23 protein-coding genes and 1 riboswitch are annotated in these 24,718 nt (G+C 60.2%); of the genes, 7 read left to right on the top strand and 16 right to left on the bottom strand.

The features are described from left to right. Positions 1 to 42: 42 nt before the first annotated feature. The 3 genes from Aeroheme_RS05995 to Aeroheme_RS05985 all read right to left on the bottom strand — a co-directional run bounded on the left by Aeroheme_RS05995 (position 43) and on the right by Aeroheme_RS05985 (position 2,599). Positions 43 to 765, bottom strand: a complete 723-nt coding sequence (locus tag Aeroheme_RS05995) for a MaoC family dehydratase (RefSeq protein ID WP_163153423.1) — start codon at positions 763 to 765, stop codon at positions 43 to 45. 252 nt (positions 766 to 1,017) lie between these two features. Continuing rightward, the gene (rlmF, locus tag Aeroheme_RS05990) at positions 1,018 to 1,959 is read right to left on the bottom strand and encodes a 23S rRNA (adenine(1618)-N(6))-methyltransferase RlmF (RefSeq protein ID WP_411166865.1); all 942 of its coding nucleotides are present in this window, start codon (positions 1,957 to 1,959) and stop codon (positions 1,018 to 1,020) included. Between the two features lie 151 nt (positions 1,960 to 2,110). Continuing rightward, positions 2,111 to 2,599, bottom strand: a complete 489-nt coding sequence (locus Aeroheme_RS05985; protein WP_025327795.1) for a C40 family peptidase — start codon at positions 2,597 to 2,599, stop codon at positions 2,111 to 2,113. 276 nt (positions 2,600 to 2,875) lie between these two features. Here Aeroheme_RS05985 and Aeroheme_RS05980 point away from each other — a divergent pair, with 276 nt between their 5' ends. Together Aeroheme_RS05980 and Aeroheme_RS05975 are read left to right on the top strand one after the other, a co-directional pair. Further along, the gene (locus Aeroheme_RS05980) at positions 2,876 to 3,598 is read left to right on the top strand and encodes a 4'-phosphopantetheinyl transferase family protein (RefSeq protein WP_111910004.1); all 723 of its coding nucleotides are present in this window, start codon (positions 2,876 to 2,878) and stop codon (positions 3,596 to 3,598) included. Beyond that, positions 3,595 to 4,443 carry a tetratricopeptide repeat protein gene (locus Aeroheme_RS05975; protein WP_411166864.1) on the top strand — a complete coding sequence of 283 codons (849 nt, stop codon included), beginning with the start codon at positions 3,595 to 3,597 and terminating at the stop codon, positions 4,441 to 4,443. The genes Aeroheme_RS05980 and Aeroheme_RS05975 overlap by 4 nt, the downstream gene beginning before the upstream one ends. Positions 4,444 to 4,575: 132 nt before the next feature. On the opposite strand, the gene Aeroheme_RS05970 is transcribed toward Aeroheme_RS05975, so the two are convergent. Together Aeroheme_RS05970 and ribB are read right to left on the bottom strand one after the other, a co-directional pair. Further along, a complete protein-coding gene (locus Aeroheme_RS05970) occupies positions 4,576 to 4,818 on the bottom strand; it encodes an Lpp/OprI family alanine-zipper lipoprotein (RefSeq protein ID WP_025327798.1) in 243 nt (80 codons plus the stop codon). Positions 4,819 to 5,041: 223 nt separating this feature from the next. Then, positions 5,042 to 5,695, bottom strand: coding sequence for a 3,4-dihydroxy-2-butanone-4-phosphate synthase (ribB, locus tag Aeroheme_RS05965; protein ID WP_106886160.1), 654 nt, complete (start codon positions 5,693 to 5,695; stop codon positions 5,042 to 5,044). 104 nt (positions 5,696 to 5,799) lie between these two features. Continuing rightward, positions 5,800 to 5,957: riboswitch (FMN riboswitch) on the bottom strand. A gap of 209 nt (positions 5,958 to 6,166) precedes the next feature. On the opposite strand from ribB, the gene purU reads away from it, so the two are divergent. Further along, entirely contained in the window at positions 6,167 to 7,003 is an 837-nt protein-coding gene (gene purU / locus Aeroheme_RS05960) for a formyltetrahydrofolate deformylase (RefSeq protein ID WP_005326970.1), read from the top strand. Between the two features lie 64 nt (positions 7,004 to 7,067). Here purU and Aeroheme_RS05955 read toward each other — a convergent pair whose 3' ends face one another. Together Aeroheme_RS05955 and cls are read right to left on the bottom strand one after the other, a co-directional pair. Further along, positions 7,068 to 8,336 carry a DUF945 family protein gene (locus tag Aeroheme_RS05955; protein WP_163147757.1) on the bottom strand — a complete coding sequence of 423 codons (1,269 nt, stop codon included), beginning with the start codon at positions 8,334 to 8,336 and terminating at the stop codon, positions 7,068 to 7,070. A gap of 107 nt (positions 8,337 to 8,443) precedes the next feature. Continuing rightward, positions 8,444 to 9,925, bottom strand: coding sequence for a cardiolipin synthase (cls, locus tag Aeroheme_RS05950; RefSeq protein WP_106886158.1), 1,482 nt, complete (start codon positions 9,923 to 9,925; stop codon positions 8,444 to 8,446). A 96-nt stretch (positions 9,926 to 10,021) separates the two neighbouring features. Between cls and Aeroheme_RS05945 the strand changes: the two genes are divergently transcribed. Further along, positions 10,022 to 10,573: a DUF1439 domain-containing protein gene (locus Aeroheme_RS05945; RefSeq protein WP_161507403.1), complete on the top strand. Its 552-nt coding sequence runs from the start codon at positions 10,022 to 10,024 to the stop codon at positions 10,571 to 10,573. On the opposite strand, the gene Aeroheme_RS05940 is transcribed toward Aeroheme_RS05945, so the two are convergent. Continuing rightward, entirely contained in the window at positions 10,564 to 11,004 is a 441-nt protein-coding gene (locus Aeroheme_RS05940) for a GNAT family N-acetyltransferase (protein WP_289976245.1), read from the bottom strand. The two genes, Aeroheme_RS05945 and Aeroheme_RS05940, sit on opposite strands and share 10 nt — an antisense overlap. Before the next feature lie 325 nt (positions 11,005 to 11,329). On the opposite strand from Aeroheme_RS05940, the gene Aeroheme_RS05935 reads away from it, so the two are divergent. Continuing rightward, positions 11,330 to 12,028: a lytic transglycosylase domain-containing protein gene (locus Aeroheme_RS05935; protein ID WP_111910000.1), complete on the top strand. Its 699-nt coding sequence runs from the start codon at positions 11,330 to 11,332 to the stop codon at positions 12,026 to 12,028. 368 nt (positions 12,029 to 12,396) lie between these two features. On the opposite strand, the gene aqpZ is transcribed toward Aeroheme_RS05935, so the two are convergent. From aqpZ to Aeroheme_RS05915, 4 genes are all read right to left on the bottom strand, one after another. After that, positions 12,397 to 13,083, bottom strand: coding sequence for an aquaporin Z (gene aqpZ, locus Aeroheme_RS05930; protein ID WP_234691193.1), 687 nt, complete (start codon positions 13,081 to 13,083; stop codon positions 12,397 to 12,399). A gap of 314 nt (positions 13,084 to 13,397) precedes the next feature. Continuing rightward, positions 13,398 to 13,919, bottom strand: coding sequence for a crossover junction endodeoxyribonuclease RuvC (ruvC, locus tag Aeroheme_RS05925; protein WP_025327806.1), 522 nt, complete (start codon positions 13,917 to 13,919; stop codon positions 13,398 to 13,400). A 263-nt stretch (positions 13,920 to 14,182) separates the two neighbouring features. After that, the gene (locus tag Aeroheme_RS05920; protein WP_411166863.1) at positions 14,183 to 15,091 is read right to left on the bottom strand and encodes a Gfo/Idh/MocA family protein; all 909 of its coding nucleotides are present in this window, start codon (positions 15,089 to 15,091) and stop codon (positions 14,183 to 14,185) included. Positions 15,092 to 15,154: 63 nt separating this feature from the next. Continuing rightward, positions 15,155 to 15,394, bottom strand: a complete 240-nt coding sequence (locus tag Aeroheme_RS05915; protein WP_163147754.1) for a hypothetical protein — start codon at positions 15,392 to 15,394, stop codon at positions 15,155 to 15,157. Between the two features lie 379 nt (positions 15,395 to 15,773). Between Aeroheme_RS05915 and Aeroheme_RS05910 the strand changes: the two genes are divergently transcribed. Next, positions 15,774 to 16,193, top strand: a complete 420-nt coding sequence (locus Aeroheme_RS05910) for a hypothetical protein (protein ID WP_163136624.1) — start codon at positions 15,774 to 15,776, stop codon at positions 16,191 to 16,193. Positions 16,194 to 16,500: 307 nt separating this feature from the next. Further along, on the top strand, positions 16,501 to 17,310 hold the full coding sequence (locus tag Aeroheme_RS05905; RefSeq protein WP_163136622.1) for a GIY-YIG nuclease family protein: 810 nt from the start codon (positions 16,501 to 16,503) through the stop codon (positions 17,308 to 17,310). 130 nt (positions 17,311 to 17,440) lie between these two features. Here Aeroheme_RS05905 and Aeroheme_RS05900 read toward each other — a convergent pair whose 3' ends face one another. The 4 genes from Aeroheme_RS05900 to Aeroheme_RS05885 form a co-directional block, all read right to left on the bottom strand. After that, positions 17,441 to 19,879, bottom strand: a complete 2,439-nt coding sequence (locus tag Aeroheme_RS05900) for a YgiQ family radical SAM protein (RefSeq protein ID WP_411166862.1) — start codon at positions 19,877 to 19,879, stop codon at positions 17,441 to 17,443. A 101-nt stretch (positions 19,880 to 19,980) separates the two neighbouring features. Then, the gene (locus Aeroheme_RS05895) at positions 19,981 to 20,352 is read right to left on the bottom strand and encodes a hypothetical protein (RefSeq protein ID WP_411166861.1); all 372 of its coding nucleotides are present in this window, start codon (positions 20,350 to 20,352) and stop codon (positions 19,981 to 19,983) included. A gap of 94 nt (positions 20,353 to 20,446) precedes the next feature. Beyond that, positions 20,447 to 23,584, bottom strand: a complete 3,138-nt coding sequence (locus Aeroheme_RS05890; RefSeq protein WP_411166860.1) for an efflux RND transporter permease subunit — start codon at positions 23,582 to 23,584, stop codon at positions 20,447 to 20,449. Next, complete coding sequence (locus Aeroheme_RS05885; RefSeq protein WP_411166859.1) at positions 23,584 to 24,636, bottom strand: efflux RND transporter periplasmic adaptor subunit; 1,053 nt, start codon at positions 24,634 to 24,636, stop codon at positions 23,584 to 23,586. Before Aeroheme_RS05885 ends, Aeroheme_RS05890 begins: the two co-directional genes overlap by 1 nt. Between the last annotated feature and the right edge of the window lie 82 nt (positions 24,637 to 24,718).

The following is a 24,718-nucleotide window of genomic DNA, read 5'->3' as shown; positions in this document are numbered from 1 at the left end:
CCACCGAAGTGGGCCTGTGTGTATCGCCGTGAGGGACGGGCGTCAGAAATAGATACGGGTGACCGACTCGATGACGCAGCCAGGGCGGCGGATCCCCTCGATCTCAATCTTGATCTCCTTGAGCAGCTCGAGCCCACCCTTGATGGGGGTCACTCTGGACAGCCTGGTACGGGCACGGATGTTGCTGTCCACCTTGATGGGATACGGGAAGCGAACCTGCTCCAGACCGAAATTCACCACCATGCGGGCACTCGGGAATTCCGGCGTCGCCTCGTCCACCGAGCCGGTGAGCTGGGGCAGCAGGGCCAGAGTCAGGAAACCGTGGGCAATGGTGGTCTTGAACGGCGACTCGGCCGCCGCACGCTCGGGATCGGTGTGGATCCACTGATGGTCCCCGGTCACCGCCGCGAACTGATCGATCAACCCCTGGCTTATCTGCAACCACTCACCCACATGGGTCTCTTCCCCGATCCGGGCCTGCAGCTCGGCGTAGAGGGTGGCGGCTTCGCCACTCAGCTCCACCGCATTCTCTTCGATCAGGGTCGGCTGGCTGTTGACCGCCTGAGCCTGGGATGCGCGCTGCTGCCGCACCTGCGACTGCTCCGCCTGGAGATCCAGCACCCGTCCCAGCAAAGGGTGAAGATGTGCCTTTTGCTGAAACTCACGCCAGTAGTCACGGATCGCCGGAGAGAGCCAATCCTTGAGCTCAAAGGGGTGCTGCGCCAGGATTTCGCGCTTGTGCTTCAGAAAATCGACAACTTTCATGTACCGATCCCTATTCGATTCAAAGCCTGTAAAGAGGTCTAACCAGTCCCATTTTATGAAAGTTTCACAGGTAAGTACAAAAAAATCTCGGCGTACAACTGTACCGGGGATGAAAGTGGTCACTAACACGCAGGGAAAAACAGCCAGGCATAAAGCGGAAAAACGATTGCGGTGACGGCTCCTGGACGGAAACCGTCAAGGCAGGAAAAGGAGGCAGTCTGGGGTGTTTTTACTCTCAACCCCCCCTTTCCCTCAGCGGCCGGGGGCAGACCACCAGGCGGTTCGGCTCGCCTCGTCCAGGAAGCTCCAGGCCAGGATCCGGCTCACCTTGTTGCCCTGCGCCATGTCGATCACCCTGACATCCTGCGCCCCCACCCGAGCCAGCACCTTTCGTGCGGCAGGCAGATTCTCTTTTTTCGACACCAGCGAGCTGAACCAGAGGCACTGGCCTGAAAACTCCTTGCTCTGCTCTATCATGCTGGCCAGAAACGCCGCCTCCCCCCCTTCGCACCAGAGCTCCGCCTTCTGGCCGCCGAAGTTGAGCACGGGAGCCCCCGTCAGCGCCTTGCCGAGGTTGCGCAGCTTGCGCTCAGTCCCCTTGCTCGCCTCCGCCAGAGAGGCGTGGAACGGCGGGTTGCACAGGGTCAGGGCGAAGCGCTCCTTCGGCCCCAGGATGCCGCGAAAGATCTGCTTGGGGTTATTCTGATGGCGGCACGCTATCTGGCTGCCCAGGCCATTGCTCGCCGCCAGCAGGGTCGCCGCCTTGACCGACACGGGGTCGATATCCGATCCCACGAAGCGCCAGCCATACTCACGGGCCCCCAGCAGGGGATAGATGCAGTTTGCCCCGACACCTATGTCCAGCACCCGCACCCCCTTGCCCCTTGGCACCTCCCCCGCACTCTCGGCCAGCAGATCCGCCACCCGATGCAGGTAATCGACCCGGCCCGGAATGGGAGGACAGAGGTAGCCCGGCGGCAGATCCCAGTGCTGGATGCCGTAGTGCAACGCCAGCAGGGCCCGGTTGAGCGCCTTGACGGCGGCCGGATCGGCGAAATCCAGGGTCCGGGTGTCATGCTCGTTGACGAACACGAAGGGCAGCAGCTCGGGAGTACGCTGACAGAGGGCGTCAAAATCGTAAGGGGTCTGGTGGCGATTGCGCGGGTGCAATCCGGATTTGTGCTGGGTCTTCATGCTGGGCCTGCCAAAGATCGAGGGGGCCACACTATAGAGAGTCGGCCAGGGAAAGTCTAAACGAGAGCCATAAAAAACCGGGCTTCGAGGAGCCCGGTTCAAGTGAGGTTGGAAAAACAGTCCGTACTGCGAGCCGTTTGTCCAGCCTGACTCAGATCTCGATCCGGCGTGCCTGCCAGAACTTGCTGCGCCAATAGGAGTTGTCTAGCTTGGAGCGGGTCACCCCGGCGCGGGTGGAGGCGTGGATGAATTCACCGTTGCCGACATAGATGCCTACATGATTGAGGCGGCGGTTGATCTTGAAGAAGACCAGATCCCCTTCCACCAGATCCTGCTTGGAAACGCGGGTGCCTTCATGAACCTGGGAGCGGGTATCGCGGGGCAATTCGATGCCGACGGCATTGCGGAACACTTCACGGGCGAAGGCGGAGCAATCTATGCCTCGCTGGCTGCTGCCCCCCATGCGGTAAGGGACACCACGCCACTCTTTGTATACGGTCAGGATTTCGTTGACATCTGGTGTGGGTGAAACTTCGGGTTCAATCACGGGTTCCATCATGGAAACCTCGATCTTGCTCGCGACCTCGGTCTGGGGTGCAGAAGCACAACCCACCATTCCGAGCGCGACCAGCAGTAGCATCAGGTGGCGCAATCCTTTATCCCCGCAAATAGAGTGAAACTTGTTAAAATGCAGCCCGACAGGGCAATTTATAAGGCAACAGCACCCGACTATATCCAAGAATTCTATCGAGGCAAGCGAAAATCCCTATCGACCTCACATTTTTGCAAGGAAATGCACTGTTTTGCATGATTAATGTGATCATGGCCAAACAATATACAATCGCAAAAGTACCGGTTTTGCCCTGTCAAAACGGATCGTTATCGCTGTTTCGACCTCATTTTAAAGTGAAATATTATGCTCTATGCGGATCTCTATTTGTTAAAACCGGCGCTCATCGACGCCGAGCAGTTGATCAGGCTGCAATCAGAGCTCTCGCCGGACGAATATCGCCATTGGCATGAGATCCGCCAGCCTGGCCGCCAGCGAGAGTACCTGCTCGGCCGGATACTGCTGCGCCGCCTGCTGGCCGAGCGGCTTGGCTGTCCGCCCGATACGCTGGTGTTTCGCACCAGCGAGCACGGCAAACCCACCCTGGTCAGCCATGACTGGCAGTTCAATCTCAGCCACAGCGGGGACTGGCTGGTGCTCGCCCTCTGCCAGCAAGGCCCCCTCGGCGTGGATGTCGAGATGGGCTTGCGCCAGCGCCCCGTCCTGCCATTGGCCCAGCGTTTCTATGCCCCTGACGAATATCAGTGGCTGCTTGCCCTGCCATCCCGGGAGCAGGCCTCGGCCTTCTATCGGCTCTGGTCACGCAAGGAGGCAGTGCTGAAAGCCCAGGGGGCCGGCATTGCCGCCGGGCTCGACAAGGTGCGTTTTGTGCCAGAAGAGGGGTGGCGGCTGGACAACCGGCTCGATACCCGGAGCTATCAGGTGCTTGACTGGCGTTTTGGCAGCGGCTGGCTGAGCCTCGCCGCCCCGACTCGCCAGATCAATGGCTACCTGCTGGACGAACGCTTGAAATCCACGCCCCTGGACCCCATGTTGATCCACACCATTTTCCGAGAGTCAGCCTCATGATCGTCGACATCAATCCCCAGAACTTCCACGCCGAACTGATCGATGCGTCCATGAAAAAGCCGGTCGTCATCTATTTCCACGCCCCGCAGATGCCAGAATGCCAGGGCATGACCCCGCTGGTGGAAACCCTGGTCGGCCCGGCCAATCCCGCAGTCACCCTGGCCAAGGTCGACATGAACGATCCCCAGCTGCAACCCCTGGCCAGCCAGCTGGGTCTGCGCGCGCTGCCCGCACTGGTGCTGTTCCATCAGGGGCGCCCGGACGAGCAGGCCATCCTGGAAGGCCCGCAAGATGAGGCCACCCTGCGCCAGTACTTCGCCGCCTTCGCCCCCAAGGAAGAGGAGCTGCTGCTCGAGCAGGGTCAGCAAGCCCTGGCTGAGGGTCAGGCAGATATGGCCCATGCCCATCTCACCCAGGCCCACCGACTGGCCCCCGAGCGTCACGACATCAGCCTCTGGCTGGTGCAGGCGGCGCTGGATCTGGCTCTGCTGGATGAGGCACAGGCCCTGCTCGCGACCATTCCCATGGTGGCACAGGATGATCACTATCAGACCCTGAGTTCCCGCCTGGCCCTGGCGCTGCAAGCCAGCGACAGCCCCGAGTTGCGCGCCCTGGAGCAGCGTCACGCCGAGACACCGGACGACGACGCCCTCAGCCAGGAGCTGGCGGTGCAATACAGTCAGGTTGGCCGTCAGGAAGAAGCCCTGGCATTGCTGTTCAACATTCTCAAGCGCGACATGGCATTTGGCGATGCCAAGAAGATCTATCTCGATATCCTGACCACCATGGGGGCACACCCGGCTGCGCAGGGTTATCGTCGCAAGCTCTATAGCCTGCTTTATTGATCGATGAAGATATCAGGGGATGCCGAGCAATCGGCATTGCCTTGTTCAGGCAGGCAGTGCAGTAATAAGGGAAATGACGAATTTCAGGCAAAAAAAAATGGCGCATTAAAATGCGCCATTTTTTCGCATGGATTACTTCTTGTAGGAAGTAGCCATGTTGTCGATGCGCTGGTTAGCACGAGCTGCTTCTTGGTTAGCAGTTGCGATATCAGCAGCCATCTTGGATTGATCAGCACGAACTGCGCTAACATCTTGAGCCAGTTGGTCAACTTTGTTAGACAGATTCTGAACGGAAGTTTCCAGTTCGCTGGTGTTTGCACAACCGCCCAGCAGGGCAGACAGACCAACAACACCTACCAACAACATTTTCTTCATTTTTAAAGCTCCCTTTAACTCGCCAGACGTTTAGCAAGCGGCGTGATTATGGCACAAATAAATACGAGTTTGGATAGGCCCCATCACAGATAAATGCATTAAAACCCTCATTTTTTTTTAAACGCACACTTTCTGTGCAAATCTAAGTCAAAAACGAGTGCTCTGGATGAGGTTCGCACCAAGCGTAACCAAAAAATGCCCTTATTACAATTTCGTATGAAGCTTAAGCCGAACGTTCTGACAGCATTTGACGATATTGCACCAGATCTTCGATGGTCAGCACCGGCATCCGGTGCTGACGACCAAAGGCCACCAGATCGGGCAACCTGGCCATGGAACCATCGGCCTTGGTCAGCTCGCACAACACCCCGTAAGGCTTGAGGCCGGCCAGCTGCATCAGATCGACAGTGGCTTCGGTATGGCCACGCCGGGTCAGCACGCCGCCGGTGCGGGCACGCAGCGGGAAGACATGGCCTGGGCGATGCAGATCCGATGGCCGGGCGCCGTCGGCAATGGCGGCCTGGATGGTGGTGATGCGGTCGGCGGCGGAGACACCCGTGGTGACGCCCTGGGCCGCTTCTATGGTCACGGTGAAGGCGGTCTGATAATGGCTGGAGTTGGCCTCCACCATCATGGGCAGCTCGAGCTGGCGTACCCGCTCGTCAGTCAGGCAGAGGCAGACGATGCCGGAGCACTCGCGGATCATCATGGCCATCTGTTCGTTGGTCATGGATTCTGCGGCGAAGATGAGGTCGCCCTCGTTCTCCCGATCTTCATCATCGGCCACCAGCACGCCACGGCCGGCACGCAATGCGGCCAGCGCGGCTTCGACGCGGGCAATGGGATCACCAAATTCACTGAGTAGAGACTGATTCATGGTAAGACTCCTAGACAAGACAAGGACCAGAATCAGGGCATGGAAAGGCAGACAGAGATAGGTATGCAGCAGCCGGCCCGCGGGAGCCATGACTGCAATATCTGTCTTATCCTCTTTCATCCGGACTGTGACCGTCGGCTCCGGCATCTCACCGGATCTGCTGACCCCGTCCCGGTGCAATACCGGGTCGGGCGCTCGCGGGCTCCCCGAGTCAGATCGGGATACCGCCGGTGGGGAATTTCACCCCGCCCTGAGAATAAGCGCAGACAGCCTAAAGAAAAAAAACGCAGGATACCAGCCCAAAACCCATCAAAGATGAATAGGATGCCGCGCACCGCCGCCCGCTGGCGACTTGCCACTCAGCTGCACGGCGCGCTGTCCTTTCTGATTTTGTTTATGGCATAGTGCCAGCAAAAACGTGCAGCCCGCGCAGACTCGGGCGCCAACACCACAAACGGAATCATGACAGAGATGGAAAAGAAAATACTGCTGACCGATTGCCCCGACGCCAAGGGGCTCATCGCCAAGATCACCAACATCTGCTACAAGCACCAGCTCAACATCAACAAGAACGACGAGTTCGTGGATCACGAAAACGGCCGCTTCTTCATGCGTACCGAGCTGGAGGGGCGTTTCAATGACGAGACCCTGCTGGCGGATCTCGACGACGCCCTGCCGGCGGGCGCCCAGCGCCGTCTGGTCAAGGCGGGCAAGAAGCGCATCGTCATCCTGGTCACCAAGGAGACCCATTGCCTCGGCGACATCCTGATGAAAAACTACGCCGGCGCGCTGGACATGGACATAGTGGCGGTGATCGGCAACTACGACACGCTCGCAGAATTGACGGGCAAGTTCGACATCCCCTTCCATGCCGTGAGCCATGAAGATCTCAGCCGCACCGAGCATGAAGAGCAGGTACGCGCCCTCATTGACGGCTACCAGCCGGATTACGTGATCCTGGCCAAATACATGCGGGTGCTGACCCCGAGCTTCGTGGAAGCCTATCCGCGCAAGCTCATCAACATCCATCACTCCTTCCTGCCCGCCTTCATCGGTGCCCGCCCCTATCGTCAGGCCTTCGATCGCGGGGTCAAGCTGATCGGTGCTACCGCCCACTTCGTCACCGACGATCTGGATGAAGGCCCCATCATAGAGCAGGACGTGATCCACGTGGGTCATGCCTTCAGCGCCGACGACATGGCCAAGGCGGGACGGGATGTGGAGAAATCCGTGCTGAGCCGTGCCCTGGAGCTGGTGCTGAACGAGCGGGTCTTCGTCTACGGCAACAAGACTGTGGTGTTCAAGTAACCCTGTCCGTCGTTCGACGCCCAGCAAAAAGGCTCCCGAGGGAGCCTTTTTCGTCTGGCTGCGCTTATTGAGGCAGGGGCAGACCGTTGATGGTGACCAGCCCCTTGTCGAGCTTGAGCTCGGCATTGAGGTGCGCCGGCTCCGCCTTCAGATAACCCAGGGCCGTGAACTGGGCCAGCATGGGCGCCAGCTGCGGCACCGCCTTGCCCAGCTGATCCCCGAGGCTGGCATTGAGCAGCCCGGACAGGGCCTGCATCCCCTCCTCGCTTCCCATCAGCTGTGCCAGGGTCGTTGGCGCCAGCTTGGCCTCCCCTTTCAGGCTGACGGGCTCGCCGTTGAGCTGGGCGCTGAGATCGGTCAGCTCCAGCGTGGCGCCCCGTTGCAGCATCTTGTCCAGCGCCTGCTGGACAGCCGCCTCGTCCACCCGCTGGCTGCTGGCCTCCTGCAGGGTCTGATAGCCCTCCAGATCCAGCCCCTTGAGCGCCAGATCCAGACTTCCCTGGGTCAGTGCCAGGCTGTCGCTCTCGTTCTCCAGGTTGAGGGTCGCCACCTTCATCTGATAGCGGCTGGAGAGGGTCTGGGCATCATCCCCCGCCAGCTGGGTGTTGGTACTGACCCCCTGCAACGAGAGCTTGACGCTCTCCGGCAGTTGCAAGGAGAGGGCGGACAGCGTCATCTCGCTGTTAGGAGATAGCCAGATGCCGCTGATCTCGGCCATGTCGGCACTGCCCTTGAGATCCGCCAGGGCCAGATCCATCTTGCTCTGCGCATCGTGAACCGTCATGCCCAGCCACTGGAAGACCAAGTGGCCATTGCCATCGAGATCCCCGCGATAATCCCCGCTCAGGGGCAGGAAGCTGAACTCGTTGAGCCCCTCCTTGACCTTGAAGTCGCTGGCCCAGAAACGGGAGCTGTTGCTCATGGTCCAGAGGCTGCTGGCCGACTCCAGGCCAAGCTGCCACTGCTGCATGCCGAGGGCGGTGAAGACCGGGGCCAGGGTCCCCGCCGAGGTGTCGAGCAGCATGTTGCTCTTGATATAGAGCGGCAGCAGGCGGCTGTTGACGCGCAGTTGCAGCTCTATGGGCTCACTTCCCGCCATCTGGGGATCGAAACTCGCCAGCGTCTGGGGTGTCACCACCACCTTGAGCACCCCATCACGGGTGAACAGGTTCTCGCTGGTGGGTAACCAGGTGATCTCGACCCCGCTCTCCTGCTTGGCCCTCACGATCTGCTCCCCCAGGATGCGGTCGAAGGCATTGCCCGTGTACCAGCAGGCGCCCAGCCCACCCACCACCAATGCCGCTCCGGCAGCCATGGCCACTGTCTTTTTCATCTGCTCTCTTACTCCTGATTTTTCTATGGCGGGTGCATAGGCGCACTCTACGGGGAGGATGGGAACACAAGCAAGCCAGATCCCGGCTCATGGCCCATTCTCGACTGTCACAGCAAGGGGCTGAACAGGTAGAAGATGTTCTCCAGCAATTTTTTGTACCAGGGGCGGGCCCGCCACTGGGTCAGCGACATGGGGGTCGCCTCCAGCATGTAGCCCTGCACCAGCTGATTCATCTCGGCGACAAACACCGGGTTGTCGATGAGCAGGGTGATCTCGAAATTGAGCCAGAGGCTGCGTCTGTCGAGGTTGACCGTGCCCACCAGGGCGAAGTCGTCGTCCACCAGCACGCTCTTGGTGTGCAGCAGACCGGCATCATAGCGGTAAATTTCGACCCCGGCCGCCAGCAGATCCTCCATGAAGGAGTTGCTCGCGTGGTTGGCCATCAGGGAGTCGTTGCGCGCCGGCAGCACCAGTTGCACCAGCACGCCCCGCGCCGCCGCCGAGGAGAGCGCCGCCGCCAGGGGGTCGTCCGGTACGAAATAGGGGGTGGTCAGCACCAGGTGGTGGCGCGCCTGGTAGATGGCCAGCAGCAGGCTCTGCTGGATGCAGTCACCGCCGACGAAGGGGCCTGAGGGAATGAGTTGGGCCCGATAGTTGGTTTGCGGCCAGGCCTCGGGTTCGTGCTGCAGGCTGTCGAGCAGCCGCTCGCCGGTCTCCATCTCCCAGTCCCAGACGAAGGTGGACCACATCAGGGGCACCACTGGCCCCTGCACCCGGATCATGATGTCGACCCACTGGCCGACACCGGCATCCTGCTTGAAGAAGCGGGGATCCACCATGTTCATGGAGCCGGTGTAACCGACCCTGTCGTCTATCACCACCAGCTTGCGGTGCATGCGCAAGTCCTGGCGCTGGAACGGGATGCGCCAGGCCCCCACCGGCAGCACCTCCACCACCTTGACCCCGGCCGCCCGCAGCGACTTAGGCCAGCCGGAGCGGAAGAAGGTCTTGCTGCCGACGGAATCGAGCAACACGCGACAATCCACGCCGCGCGCCGCCACCTCGACAAGGGCCTCGCACACCGCGTCCACGTCCCCGCCTGGATGCCAGATGTAGAACTCCAGATAGCAGGACTGGGAGGAGCCGCGGATGTCGCGCACTATCTCCTGAATGATGGTGTCGGGCTTGTGCAGCAGTGTCATCCGGTTGCCCGAGAGCATGGGCATGGCCAGCCGCCCCTGGATCAGATCATGGAGCGGGCGCGCCTTGCTGCCCACCTCGCAGCAGTGCTGGGGGAAGAGGCGGGCGAGCTGGCGGATCCAGATGGCGTAAGGGCGGTACATGGCCTGGGCACGTTCGGCCCGCTTGCGGCCGAGCCGTATCTCCCCAAACAGCACATAGAAGCCGACCCCGGCAAAGGGGATGGCATAGATAAGCGCCAGCCAGGCGAGGGATACCCCTATGGGGCGCCGCTTCATCACCACTCGCAGGGAGATCCCCGCCACTATCACGGTGTGAAACAACAGCAACAGCCAGCCGAGAAAGCGGGAGAACAGCAACTGAATGTCGTATTCCAGACCGTCGAGCAAGACGACTCCTTGGTGTAATGAACAAAGGGCATGGGCAGATCCCACAGGGCCACAATGGTATGCTGTGGGACAAACCCATTCTATCAGGTCGTTAGCATGATCCTGCAATCTATGCTGCTGAGTCTGGCCATGCTAGGTCAAGGCTCATATGACATCAATGAGCAACAGATAAACCAGTACCTGCAATCCCAGGTGCAAGTCGACAAACAGCTGGAGTTGCCCGGCATCATCAAGGCCCATGTCCAGCTCGAGCAGAGCGACGTCCAGATCGGCCGCCAGAGCCCGGATACCGCCAGGGTCTTTGGCAAGGGCAAGCTGAAGATCTCCCTGCCGGACCAGACCCAGTACGATGCCCTGCTGAACATGACCTATGAGGCGAGGCCGCGCTACGACAAGGCCCAGAGCGCGCTCTTCCTCGACAACATGAAGCTGATTGACTACAAGCTGGAGCCCGCGGCGGCGGAGCAGAAGTTCGGTTTCATGCTGAGGATGCTGCTGCAGAGCATGGAGAAGCGGCTGGAGACCCAGCCCGTCTACAAGCTCGACGACAAGGATCCCAACCAGGCCTGGCTCAAGGAGAATCTGCTGGGGCTGGAGCTGTCACCGGGCAAGATCCGCCTGCTGACCAAGCCGAAGGATCAGTTGTAGACAGTGGCCGTCGCCTGACGCACCAGCAGCTCGATCTGATAACCCTGTTCGCGCTGCTGGTGATAGAGGGTATGAAGCGGTCCATCGAGTTCATGCAAAGGAAGGTGGGCAAAGCCCGCCTTGAGGTAGAAGGGTTTTTCGAAGGGCAAGGCGTGGCAGATCACGGGCTTGTCCAGCAGATCGCTGCAGGCATGCTGCAGCAGCCGGGAGCCCAGCCCCAGTGACTGGTAGTGCGGCAACAACCGGAAACCGCACAGGTGATAATAGTCCTGTTCGTCGCGCAGGCGCACGGCCCCCACCAGCCAATGGGCATCCCGTACCACGAAGATCCGTTCGGCCAGATCCGGCACATAGTGGGAAAACGTCGTCTCGTAATAGTCCCTGATCAGGGAAAGATCCGCATCACAGTATTCTTCGAATCTGAGCTCCATCGCCCGCCTGCTTCTCATACCCATTTCGCTCTGGCCACCTGGCCCTCTCTTGACCCATCAACCGGCCCCACGAAGAGATCAGACCAGAGTGGAGCAACAGCAAGATAACACGCCTTTAACTTACAAAAAAGCCAATAGCCAGCTGGGGAGTTGCGGCGCCGTCCACTGCCTCTTGCGAGGCTGCAGTACCCGCCTCGGGGAGCCAGTGGCCCCCTCTGCCCGGGCTTTTCTTGTGACTTGTCACTGGGCCCTTGTTCTGCCTCGCCACGGATGCTTTACTCAACGTGGCTAACAAGGCTTAAGGAGCAAGCCGTTGAAAGCATGGATGTTGCTGGGAGCCATTTTGCTGTTCCCCCTCAGTGCCTGGAGTCAGACGCCGCCACCGGCCGAGGTGGTGGTCCTGACATCCGAGTCGATCCCGTCACCCAAGGTGGCAGAGCCCGCACCGCCCCCCGCCACGCGCCAGATCCAGGTCTACAAGTCGGTGCAAAAGAACGGTGTGGTGCGCTATTCCGACATGATGCCGGAGCAGGGTCATTACGAGCTGCTGCTGTTCAACGACTGCTACGCCTGCGATCCCGCCTCCAGGGTCAACTGGCGCACCACAGGCCTCTTCCTCTACGACTATGCCAGCACCATACAGGCGGCGGCCAAGACCTATCAGGTGGAGCCTGCCCTCATCCGGGCGCTGATCCACGCCGAATCCGCCTTCAACCCGCTGGCCGTCTCCCGCAAGGGGGCCATGGGGCTGACCCAGCTGATGCCGGCGACCGCCCGCGAGCTCGGGGTCGGCAATGCCCTGATGGCCGAGCAGAATATCTTCGGCGGGGTGAAATACCTGGCGGGCCTACTCAAGCAATATGACGGCAACGTTGCCCTGGCCACAGCCGCCTACAACGCCGGGGCCGGTGCGGTGCAAAAACACGGTGGCATACCGCCCTATGCCGAAACACGGGCCTATGTGGCGCGGGTCAAGCTGCTGCACCAGCGCTATAAAGAGATGCTGAGCGCCCGGGGCCTGTAAGCCCTTTGCAAGACACAAGCATGGCGGCATCCCCTCCCATCCTTACTGAAACCCGGGCCTAGGTGGCGCGGGTCAAGCTGCTGCACCAGCGTTATAAAGAGATGCTGAGCGCCCGGGGCCTGTAAGCCCTTTGCAAGACACAAGCACGGCGGCACCCCCTCCCATTCTTGCCGAAACCCGGGACTAGGTGGCACGGGTCAAGCTGCTGCACCAGCGCTATAAAGAGATGTTGAGCGCCCGGGGTTTATGATCCCCTCATCCTCTACCTTAGAAAAAGAAAAACCGGGGTCATCCCGGTTTTGCTGCCCTCCAGAAACAAAAAAACACGCCCGCAGGCGTGTCGATACCACACATAGTTCAGTAACAGCTCACTCTTTGGTGGCGATCACGCGATAGGCCAATGCCCCCAGAATGGCACCGACGATGGGAGCGACCCAGAACAGCCAGAGCTGGCTGACAGCCCAGTCACCCACGAACAGTGCCACACCCGTGCTGCGAGCCGGGTTCACCGAGGTGTTGGTCACCGGAATGCTGATGAGGTGGATAAGGGTCAGGCACAGACCGATGGCGATGGGGGCGAAGCCCGCCGGTGCACGGCTGTCGGTGGCCCCCATGATGACGAACAGGAAGAAGCCGGTCATCACCACCTCACACACCAGGGCCGCCAGCAGGCTGTAACCGCCCGGTGAGTGCTCACCATAACCGTTGGAGGCAAAGCCGGCGCTCACGTCAAATCCGGCCTGGCCGCTGGCGATCACATAGAGCACGCCGCCCGCAGCGATACCGCCCAGCACCTGAGCCACGATGTAAGGCACGACACCCGATACCGGGAAACGGCCACCGGCCCACAGACCCAGGGTCACGGCCGGGTTCAGGTGACAACCAGAGATGTGACCTATGGCGAAGGCCATGGTCAGCACGGTCAGACCGAACGCCAGAGCCACACCCAGCAGGCCTATCCCCACATTCGGGAAAGCGGCAGCCAGCACGGCACTGCCACAGCCCCCCAGCACCAGCCAGAAGGTGCCCATAAATTCAGCTGCAAATGGTTTCACTCTCATATCTCCCGATGATGACTAGAACAGGAGCCTGGAAAAGGCTCATACGGACACTGCTATTCAACAGGCGCCATATTATGGGAGTGTGGTGGAGTAAGACGAAGCCGGCTTTATTTACGCAAAATGTGTGATGTGTGTCACAAGTTGTTGATTAAACGGGAGCTTCCGCACCTGCGTCGCCCCCATTTCTCATCAGAGTCCCCCCTGATCCTGCGACAGCTTGTGACCCAATCAGCGCTTTTGACAACAGCACGCCGGGCAACAGGATTGTGCCAGGCGCTATGGGCGTCCTCGCAGAGCCCGTCTGGGGATCAGCGGTAACGACCACGCACCGAGCCGGTGGCACGCCCCGCCATCTTGATGAGGCTCTGGCGGGTGTGGAAGTGACAGAGCGCCACCCCGAGGGCATCCGCCGCATCCGCCTGAGGGGTGGCAGAGAGCTTGAGCAGATGGGTCACCATATGCTGTACCTGCTCCTTGGCTGCCCCGCCCGTGCCCACTACCGCCTGCTTGATCTGGGTCGCCGAGTATTCGCTCACCGGCAGCAGGGCGTTGACCGCAGCCACTATGGCGCTGCCCCGTGCCTGACCTAGCTTCAAGGCCGAATCGGCGTTGCGGGCCATGAAGACCCGCTCGATGGCGAAGTCATCGGGCTTGAACTGGGTGATGATCTCGCTCACCCCGTCATACACCTGCTTGAGGCGTGACGGCAGCTCGCCCAGGTCGGTGCGGATGCAGCCCGATCCCAGGTACTCCGCCTTGCCCGCGACTATGCGGATGACGCCGTAGCCGGTGATCCGCGAACCGGGGTCTATGCCCAGAATAATGCTCATGAAGGGATCACCATGTCCGCCGCGACCGGGCGCTCTTCAGCGGCCCGTGGCAGGCCCGGCGCCATTTGCGAAACGTTGCTCATCACACTCTGTTGCTCTGCAGATCTTTCATGGGCGCCAAGATAGCAAACAAGCGCCCCCTTGGCTCGCGCGGCGGCGCCCTCCCCTGTCAACCGCGCAGGGATGCGTCATCTTGTACAGTACTTCGGTTGTTTTCTCGCCCCTGTGGCCCATCGGCAGTCCATGGGAAGGGCGAGCCGGGCTCACTCCCCCGCCAGCTCAACCAGTCGCTCCGCCAGCCGGTGGCTGTGCAGATAGCTCTCGATAAGTCCCCCATCTGCCTTGCCTGTTTCAATTTGCTGATACCAGTGATCCAGCATCGCAACGAATCCCCGGCTCGCCAATACTGGCTGCCAGTCATCGGGGGTCAGGTTCTGCACCACCTTGCCATGGGCCAGGGTGCCCCGGGTGCAGTTCTCCAGGTGGAGCGACAGGTTGTCGCCATAGGCATCGATGCGCTCCTCGGTGATACCGGCGCTGCGGTTCATGCTGCCGCTCACCGCCGCCTGCCCGCTCTGCCAGGCGACGCTCACCCCGGCCAGCAGCTCGGGCTGCTGGGCACTGCGCCTTAGCACCGCATGGAGATCCCCGCTCGGGGCGCCGCCATAGAAGCAGAGACTATCGAGCACATGGATAAAGTCGTCGAACAGGAACTGGCGCGGCAGCCCCGGCAGATCGTGCCTGTGTTTCTGCCAGTGAAGCTCGGTGAGCGGCTGAGCTCGGGCATCGGCCATGGCAGGCAGATAGCGGCGGTTGAAGCCCACAAACAGCGGGCAATCCTGCGCCATAGCGAGGTTGGCGAGCGCCTCCACCTCGGCGACGTTGTCACATAGCGGCTTGTCCACAAAGGTGGGGATGCCGGCGCGCAGGCACAGCTCCGCCAGCTTGCCATGCACGGCGGTGGCGGCGTGGATCATCACGGCGTCCGGGCGGCTCGCGAGCAGCGCGTCCACCTCGGTGAACAGCTCAGGCGTCCGGTACTGGCGGGCCAGCTTGTCCAGCACTTGGGGATTGCGGGTGCAGAGCAGCGGGGTGACCCGCTCGTCGCTCGCGAGCAGCGGCAGATAGGCCTTCTGGGCGATATCACCTAGGCCAATCAGGGCAATGCGCATGGGAACTCCTTGTGATGAGTGCGATGGCACAGGGTAACATCCGGCCTTTCTATAGAGAGTTTTCTATTCGAGCTCTTTCGAGAGCCCCTTGGCCTGCTCTCTGGCATCCAGCCATTTGCCCACTCTGGCCCCCAGCTCGGAGCAGAGCATGGCGCTGACCACAGCCCAGAGCAGCTGGTTGAAATCAAAGTTCGCCTGCTTCTCAAACAGCAGGGGCACCATAAGGTTGAAGGCAATGATCCCGAGCACCAGCCCGAGCCCGCTGCCAATCTTCTCTCTTCTGGATCTCGTTTTAATCGCCATCTGCTCACTCCTGTCGGGGATGACCGCTGCAATATGTATGGGGAAGAGGTCATTATCTCCTCCCCCCTTAAATCAGCCGCCAAGATAGCAAAGTCACTGTCACCTGGCCGCTTTTGATTGCGTCTTGCTATGCGCTTTGATGACCTGGTTCAAAAAACGACAACTTTCTGATGGTCATGCCACTGCTGATACTCGCTTGAGCAGCTTCGTTTGGCTTACCATGGCAATTCAGGACCTGTTGAATCGCGGCGGGTTGCTGCAACTGCGGGTCAATGGAGCATATTGGAGGCTGTAATCCACGGGCGGTAGCGTGAGATTTGGTAGCGTTACACCTTGCTCAAAAAGTGGATGTTACAGATTTCTAAAGTTGAGGAATGTTATGTCTACTTGGTTAAAAACTAAAAGCGTCATATGGCAAGTGAGCCCAATAGCTGGTTTAGTTGCAGAATTAGCAGAGAAAGGGTCACAATTAATTTCGAGCGCATCTGAGAAAGGCGTTGCGGAGCTGGAAGATGAGGCCACAAAACAAACCATTCAAATGCGGTTTGCACAACAGCAGGCCAGAGTAGCTCAAGAGCTAGCAATCGCAAGACGTATCGACAATGCTGAAGAGGTCGAAATAGAAGAATATTATGACTTATCAGGAAAAGGTACTCTCGGCCTATCTTTAGATCAGAAGAAACAGACAGGAACCCTTGGTCTAGGTGGTGAAGGTCATCAGGTAACAAAGCGAATCTATCGTTTTAAGGGATGGAATCAACCTGACGGAGACGTTGAACAAAGCTTGGACAAGGAATAGCTATAGCTCAACCTAACTTAAGTATCATATAAAAATGGCACAGGAATGAGCCCCGAGCTCTTCCTACTATATCTCTGCAGCTATTAATTTAGACCCCCGCCTTTGGAACAAGCAGCTATCAGCTTGCTTGCTGAAACGATTAGGGGGAGTGGATTCAAGCTGATGCTTGCAGCAAAAAGGTTGGTGTCCCAGAGTCCCTGTCCAAGTAAAACTTAGCACACAAGAGAATCTGCTTACCTAGGCCCGATTGTCATGAGATAACGAATTCACATGCGTATTATAGACATATTTACCTTTCGGAGCGGCGATGGATATTTCTGCCAGTAAAATACTTCCCATAGATAATCTTAGTGAGTACAAAATTCATTTTGCTGTTTGGAATGGTGAAGAGCAACCACTGGATGTTTTTGTTCGAGACCCGGATGAATGGAAGGGTTGGAATAGTTGGCGCGGCAGCCGCAACGATTTTAGTAGAAAATATATATTCAGCTTAATTCGATATTATCATCAGTCCGATAAATGGCTCTTTGGTGGGATTTTCGAAGTCACCCATCGCAACTCTGAGTCATATACAGTTCAACTATGTGACCTTCACCATGAATATATTGGACGTCTCCTTCTTAACTATCCCGGTCCAGGTGTGAGAGGACGAGCCTTTTATCTCGAAAATCATTTCAACGAGCTAAAAATCGCACAACTTTTCGAAAAGACATTTGAAGGTGAAGCATTCTGTGGATACGAAAATGTTGAGCATGGCTTTTCACAAATTGAAGCAATTATCAAGCAAAGTAAGCCTGACTGGAAGGCTGCCCTTGAAAATGTAAAAGGTGTCTATCTGATAGTAGATAAAAGCAATGGGAAGAAATACGTTGGCTCTGCTTATGGTGACACTGGCATTTGGTCAAGGTGGGCTTCTTATATCAGTACAGGTCACGGAGGAAATGAGGAATTAACAAAGCTGATTAATGCCTATGGGTTCGAGCACGCACGTACAAACTTTCAGTTTTCAATACTAGAATTTCGCTCAATGAGAACAGACGACGAAACAATTAGAAATCGAGAGCAATACTGGAAGAGAGCACTTCAAACCAATGCATTTGGCTACAACAGAAACTAAACACCTAAGACAAATTATATGTATTGAGTCTCTGGTACTAAGCCATAATATAAAAATCAAGTTCTGATATAGACAAGGGCGACCATCTGGTCGCCCTTTTTATTTTATATCACTTCCCAAATCAGGAATATCACCTTGCCGGTCGCTTGGCGCCATTGCCTTTGGCCGCGGGCTTGCCGCCATGGGCTACCGCTTTGGCACCCGGCTTGGCAGAGCCTGCACGGGTCGGGGCCTTGCCCTTATGGGCGGGTTTGCCGGCCGGTTTGCCTTGAGCTGCTCCTTGAGCGGCGGGCTTGCCGTTGCCAGCCCCTTTGCTGAGCTGGGAGCCTACTGGCTTGCCATTGCCCGCCTTGCCGCCCTTGCCGGCGGCAGGGGTGTCGCTGCGAGGCTTGCCTTGGGAGGCGGCGGCCCCTTGCGCGCCTGCCCCCTTACCGCCAGTGGCCTTGTTGCCAGACCCATTGCTGCGCTGATGGGTGATGGCGCTATGGCGGGTCAGGGCCGGTTTCAGCCCCTTGTTGATGCTGCGCTCGGCCTTGGCTTCGCCACGTCCTTCCGGCGGCACCAGGCAGTTGGGGCCGTTGCCGATGAGGTGGCCCTTGCCCATCTCGAGCAGGGCCTCGCGGATCATGGGCCAGCCGGCCGGATCGTGATAGCGCAGCAGCGCCTTGTGCAGGCGACGGCGGCGCTCACCCTTGACCACGAACACATCCCCACCCTGGCGGCTCACCTTGTTGAGGGGGTTTTTCTCCGTGTAGTACATGGTGGTGGCGTTGGCGAGCGGCGACGGGTAGAAGTTCTGCACCTGATCCAGCTTGAAGCTGTTGGTCTTGACCCAGAGCGCCATGTTCACCATGTCTTCATCCGTGGTGCCCGGGTGGGCCGAGATGAAGTAGGGGATCAGGTACTGCTGCTTGCCCGCCTCTTTGGAATACTTGTCAAACAGCTCCTTGAAGCTGTAGTAGCTGCCCATGCCCGGCTTCATCATCTTGGAGAGCGGGCCCTCCTCTGTGTGCTCGGGTGCGATCTTGAGGTAGCCGCCGACGTGGTACTTGGCCAGCTCCTTGATGTAGCGCGGATCTTCCACCGCTATGTCGTAGCGCACCCCGGAGGCGATCAGTATCTTCTTGATCCCCTTCACATCCCGCGCCTTGCGATAGAGGTTGATGGTCGGAGTATGGTCCGTGTCCATGTGCGGGCATATGGTCGGCCAGACACAGGAGGCGCGGCGACAGGTCTGCTCGGCCCTGGGGCTCTTGCAACGCAGCTTGTACATGTTGGCGGTGGGGCCGCCCAGATCCGAGATGACGCCGGTGAAGCCCGGCACCTTGTCGCGGATCTCTTCGATCTCTTTGATGATCGACTCTTCCGAGCGGCTCTGGATGATGCGCCCCTCGTGCTCTGTGATGGAGCAGAAGGAGCAACCGCCGAAGCAGCCGCGCATGATGTTGACCGAGGTCTTGATCATCTCGTAGGCCGGGATCTTCTCCTTGCCATAGGCCGGGTGCGGCACCCGCTGATAAGGCAGGCCGAACACGCCGTCCATCTCGTCGGTTTCCAGCGGGAAGGCGGGCGGGTTGACCCAGATGATGCGATCGCCGTGGGCCTGGGAGAGCGCGCGGGCACAGCCCGGGTTGGTCTCGTGGTGCAGGATGCGCGACGCATGGGCGTAGAGCACCTTGTCTTCCTTCACCCGCTCGAACGCCGGCAGCTTGACGTAGGTCTTCTCCCAGGGCTTCTGCTTCGGCGGCTGCACCAATACCGGCTTGGCCTCCTGCTCCACCGGCGCCGTGCCCTCGTCATCCGAGCAAGGCGCCCCTTCCATATAGGGGTTCATGATGGGATCGATGCGGCCAATCTGGTCCAGCTTGCTCGAATCCACACCGCGCCAGCCCGGCAGCGGCTCCTTGCGGATCACGGCGGTACCGCGAATGTCTTGCATGGTGTCTATGGTCTCGCCATTGGCGATGCGGTGCGCCACCTCGATGAGGGGCCGCTCGGCGTTGCCATAGATGAGGATGTCGGCTTTGGCGTCCAGCAGTATGGAGCGACGTATGGTCTCGGACCAGTAGTCGTAGTGGGCGATACGGCGAAGGGACGCCTCTATGCCGCCTATGACGACCGGCACCTCTTTGAAAGCTTCTTTACAGCGCTGGGTGTAGACCAGGGTGGCGCGGTCCGGCCGCTTGCCGCCCACATCCCCGGGAGTGTAGGCGTCGTCGTGGCGCAGCTTCTTGTCGGAGGTGTAGCGGTTGATCATGGAGTCCATGTTGCCCGCGGTCACCCCGTAGAAGAGGTTCGGCTTGCCAAGGCGCATAAAGTCATCCTTGGATGACCAGTCCGGCTGGGCGATGATGCCGACCCGAAAGCCCTGGGATTCCAGCATACGGCCGATAACCGCCATGCCGAAGCTCGGGTGATCCACATAGGCGTCACCGGTCACCAGGACGATGTCACAGCTGTCCCAGCCGAGCTTGTCCATCTCCGCTCTGGACATGGGCAGGAAGGGCGCAGTGCCGTAGCACTCGGCCCAGTAGCGGGGATAGGAGAAAAGGTGGGTAACCGGCTGCATTTTGAACACCTGGAACAATTCGGGTCGCGCATTATACCGGCAGAGACAGGCGGGGGCGATGGCTTTTTGCCCCCATAGAACAAGGGGAGAAGCGGCCGCCCTCAGAGAGAGGGGCGGGCCGGCATGAACCTGTGGTGGTGGCGCAGCAGCAGCTGATAGCCGCCGAGCAGGCACCAGATGAAGGCTGGCGCCAGGAAGATGGGGTGAGTGGCAAGGCGCAGCATCAACAGGCCCAGCAGGATGAGGGCGAAGGGGCGGCTCTCGTAGAGCAACTGCGGCCAACCTCGCCGCCGCGGCTGGCGCGACTTGTCTGGCCTGCGATGGGCACTTCGCCTGAACCAGGCGAGCGACCCGGCCAGATAGAAGGCCAGCCCGGCCAGCAGCAGCGCAGGCTGCCCGGCAAGGCTCAACAGCAGCAAGCCGCTGCCCAGATAGAGAAAAGGCAACGGCTCGTAGATGGCGGATGGCAGCATGAAGGATGACCCCTGTGGGAACTGGTCATATGCTAACCAGCCCGGCCTAGGCCGCCACCTCTTTTGCATCCCGCCCCCCGGATGGGGGGCAGGATCAGGCCGCCGGCTTGTCCCGGCTCTCGGAAGCGGCCTCGCTGACCCGGGCGTTCCCCTCGGCCAGCGCCTCGTCCACCAGCTGATCCCGCGCCCCCGTCATCCCTGCCCGTCTGGCGATCAGGTGATAGATGGCCGGCACTATCAGCAGGGTGACCAGGGTCGCGAGCGACAACCCGAAGAAGACCACGGTCCCCACGGCCATCCGGCTCTCATACCCAGCCCCCATGGAAACCATCAGCGGCACGGCGCCTATGATGGCGGTGAGTGAGGTCATCAGTATGGGGCGCAGACGGCGCACCGAGGCGGCTATAATGGCCTCCTCGAAGGATTCCCCCCGCTGGCGCAGCTGGTTGATGAACTCCACTATGAGGATGCCGTTCTTGGTCACCATGCCGATCAGCATGATCATCCCTATCTGGCTGTAGATGCTGAGCTCCTGCCCCGTCAGCCAGAGGCCGAGCAGGCCGCCGAAGATGCCAAGCGGCACAGTCACCATCACCACGGTCGGGGTCAGCAGGCTCTCGAACTGCGCCACCAGCACCAGATAGACCACCAGCAGGGCGAGGCCGAACACCATCACCATCTCCCCCTGGTTGTCGCGATAATCCTTGGACTCACCGGCGTAATCCACCGTCATGCCGCTCGGCAGATGCTCCCCTGCCCAGCCATCGAGGAAGTCGAGCGCCTCCCCCAGGGTGTGGCCGGGGGCCACGTCTGCGGTCAGGGCAATCGCCTTCTGACGCTGGTAGTGATTGAGCCGCTGCGGGCTCGCCACCTGGGTGACGGTGGCCAGGGTGGAGAGGCTCACCATCTCGCCATTGGCGGCCTTGAGATAGATGCGGCTCACATCCGAGATGCCGTTGAACTCCATCTGGTTGGCCCTCAGGTAGACGTCATACTCCTCCCCCCTGTCCACATAGGTGGTCTGGCTGACGCCGCCGAGCAGGGCCTGCAGGGAGCTCGCCACTGTGGAGACCGGAATGCCAAGCTGGCTGGCCCGCTCCCGCTCTATGGTCACCTGCAGCTCAGGGGTCTTCTCGGCGTAGTCGAGATCCGGGGTCAGCATCAGCCCGCTCTGGCCGGCGGCCTGTTGCAGTGCCAGCCCCTGCTGATAAAGCTCCCCATAGTCGGAGCCTTGCAGCACGAACTGCACAGCGGCGGTGGAGCCCCCCCTGAATCCGGGTTGGAAGGTGCGGATCATCACATCCGGAATGCCGGCCAGCCGCCCGCTCAAGCTGCGGCTAAACTCGGTGGCGGTCTCGTCCCGCTCCGCCCAGTCGGTGAGCTGTATGATGACCATGCCGGTCTGATCGCCGCCGCGCCCGAAGGCCGGGGTGCTGAAGCTCATGGCCTGCACCACCCCCTTGCCGAGCAGCGGCATGATGGCGGCCTCCACCTGCTGCATGTTGCGCTTCATCCGCTCTATGCTGGTGCCCTCGGCTCCTTTCACGAACACATAGATGACACCGCGGTCCTCGGTGGGGGTCAGGCTGGCGGGCAGCTTGCCAAAGAGGGCGCCGATGCCGCCAAGGCAGAGCAGCAGCACCAGCGGCATCCAGACGGAGCGGCGTAGCACGGCACCCAGCAGGCGGCGGTACTCTGTCTCTACCCGGCCGAGGCCCCGATCCAGCGCCGCCGTCAGGGCATTGGGCTTGTCGACGGCACGCATCAGCCAGGAGCCCATGGCAGGGGTCAGGGTGAGCGCCACCAGGGAGGAGAAGAGCACCGCGAGCGATAGCAGGATCGCAAACTCGGTAAAGAGTCGCCCGACCATGCCCTCCATGAAGGCGATGGGCACGAACACCATCACCAGCACGGCGGTGGTGGCGATGACGGCAAAGCCCACCTCCCGGGTGCCGTGCCAGGCAGCCATCAGGGGAGATTCACCCCGCTGCAGGTGGTGGTGGATGTTCTCCACCACGACGATGGCGTCATCCACCACCAGACCGATGGCGAGAATAAGCGCCAGCAGGGTGATGAGGTTGATGGAGAAGCCGAGATACCAGGCGCCGATGAAGGCGGAAATGAGTGACACCGGCACAGTGATGGCGGGGATCAGGGTGGTGCGCGCCTGCCCCAGGAAGAGGTAGAGCACCGCCACCACCAGCAGGGCGCAGATGGCGAGAGTCTCGTAGACCTCGTGGATCGCCTGCTTGATAAAGATTGTGGAGTCATAATCCACTTCAAGACTCGCCCCCTCCGGCAGAAAACGCTGCATCTCGGACATCTTCTGCTCGATCCCTTGCGCCACCGCCAGGGGGTTGGCGGTGGATTGGGCGACTATGCCTATCCCCAGGCTCTCGCGACCGTTGCGCTGATAGGCGCTGTCTTCATTCTTGGCTCCCACCTCAACATCGGCGATGTCCGCCAGATAGATGCTCTGGCCATTGACGGCCGTCTTGACCGGCAGGGCGCGAAAATCCTCGGCACTGTGGTAGAGGCGGGCGATCTGCACCGCCATCGTCATGCTGTTGTTGCGGATCTCCCCCCCGGGCAGCTCGATGTTCTCCCGCTTGAGGGCATCCTGCACGTCGGCGACCGAGATGCCGCGGGCCGCCATCTCGGCGGGGCGCAGCCGCACATACATGACTTGAGCAAGATCACCGGAGAGCATCACTTCGCTCACCCCGTCCACCAGACTCAAGGAGTCGACCAGCATGCGGTTGACGTAGTCTGTCATGGCGGTACGGTCCATCTGGGTGCTGCTGAAGTTGAGCCAGATGGCCACATCGCCGTTGCCATTGTCCTTGGTGACCATGGGCTCGTCCGCCTCGTCCGGGAGCTTGGGCCGGGCGCGGGAGATGGCGTCGCGCACATCCGAGGTGCCCTCCAGCATGTTCCAGCCGAGCTTGAACTCCACAGTGATGGAGGAGCGCCCCTTGCGGGTCACCGAGTTGATGTTCTTGATGCCGCTGATGCCGGAGAGCTGATCCTCGATGGGCTTGGTGACCTGGCTCTCCATCACCTCGGGGGCGGCCCCCTCATAGGTGGTGGTGATGGAGACGGACGGCGTCTGTACATCCGGCATCTCCCGCACCGTCAATTTGCTGAAAGCCACCAGGCCGAATACGGTGAGCAAGGCACTGATGACGACCGCCACCAGGGGGCGACGAACAGATATATCGGAGAGCCACATCAGCCTTTTACCTCGGTCAGATCACGGACCAGGGCGCCGTCACGCAGGTTGACCAGCCCCTCCACCGCGATGCGATCGCCGACGTTCAGCCCCTTGAGCACCCACACTTCTTCCCCATGGGTGTCGCCCAGCTCCACCGGAATGCGTTTCACCCGGCCGTCCGCCTCCAGGCGGTAGACGAAGCGAAGCTGCCCCGCATACTCCACCGACTGGGCGGGGATCAGGGTCATCTTCTGGGCTGGCAGGGAGAGATCTACATTCATCAGCATGCCGGGCCGCAGCTGGCCGTCGGGGTTGGGAAGTATGACCCGCGCCTTGATGTTCTGGGTATCGTTGGAGACGCGACTGTCGAGGGTTTCCAGCACGCCGGAGAAGGATTGATCCGGCCAGGCAGAGCTGGTGGCGGTCACCGTCATGCCGGGTTTGAGGAGAGAGAGGTAGCGCTCCGGCACCGCCAGATCGAGCCGCAATCTTGCCAGCTCGTCCAGGTGAAGCAGCACGTCGCCGCTGTTGACCAGGGCCCCTTCGCTGAGATCGATCAGGCTGACGGTGCCGTCGAAGGGAGCCGCCAGGGTGCGCAATGACAGCTCATAGCGCGCCGCGTCTACCCGGGCCTGGGCCTGGGCCACGGTCGCCTCCTGCCCTTCCAGCTCGGAGGTGGTGATGGCACCGCGCGCCACCAGGCGGCGCATGTCCCGCAGCTTGCGGCTCTCGTCGCGTACGCTGGCGCTCTGCTCGGCGAGTTCGGCCTGCTGCTTGCCCGCATCCAGGGCGATCAGGGTCTCCCCCTGCTTGACCCGCTGACCGGAGCGCACCGCAATCCTGACGATGCGACCCGTGACCTCGGGGCTGACCACCACGGAGCGATTGGCCGCCAGCTTGCTGACCAGCTTGATGGAGGGCTCTGCCAGGCTCTGCCTGACCGTTTCCGCCCTGATGTTGACCTGTCTGAGTTCGGGCTTGCTGACCGGTTTGGCCTGCCGGAAATACCAGGTGCCGGCCCCCAGCAGCAGGAGAAGAGGAACAAGCCACAGCCATACGCGCATTTTCATCAAACAATCCATGCAAGGTAAGAGATAAGGAGAAGAGGGAACTTCATCAATGATGGCATCATGTTACCCCCTGACTATGCCG

This window comes from Aeromonas sp. DSM 116730 (assembly GCF_046581335.1).
Lineage (GTDB): Bacteria > Pseudomonadota > Gammaproteobacteria > Enterobacterales > Aeromonadaceae > Aeromonas > Aeromonas rivipollensis.
The sequence above is the reverse complement of the archived record's forward strand: the minus strand, read 5'-3'. Positions and strand labels throughout refer to the sequence as shown.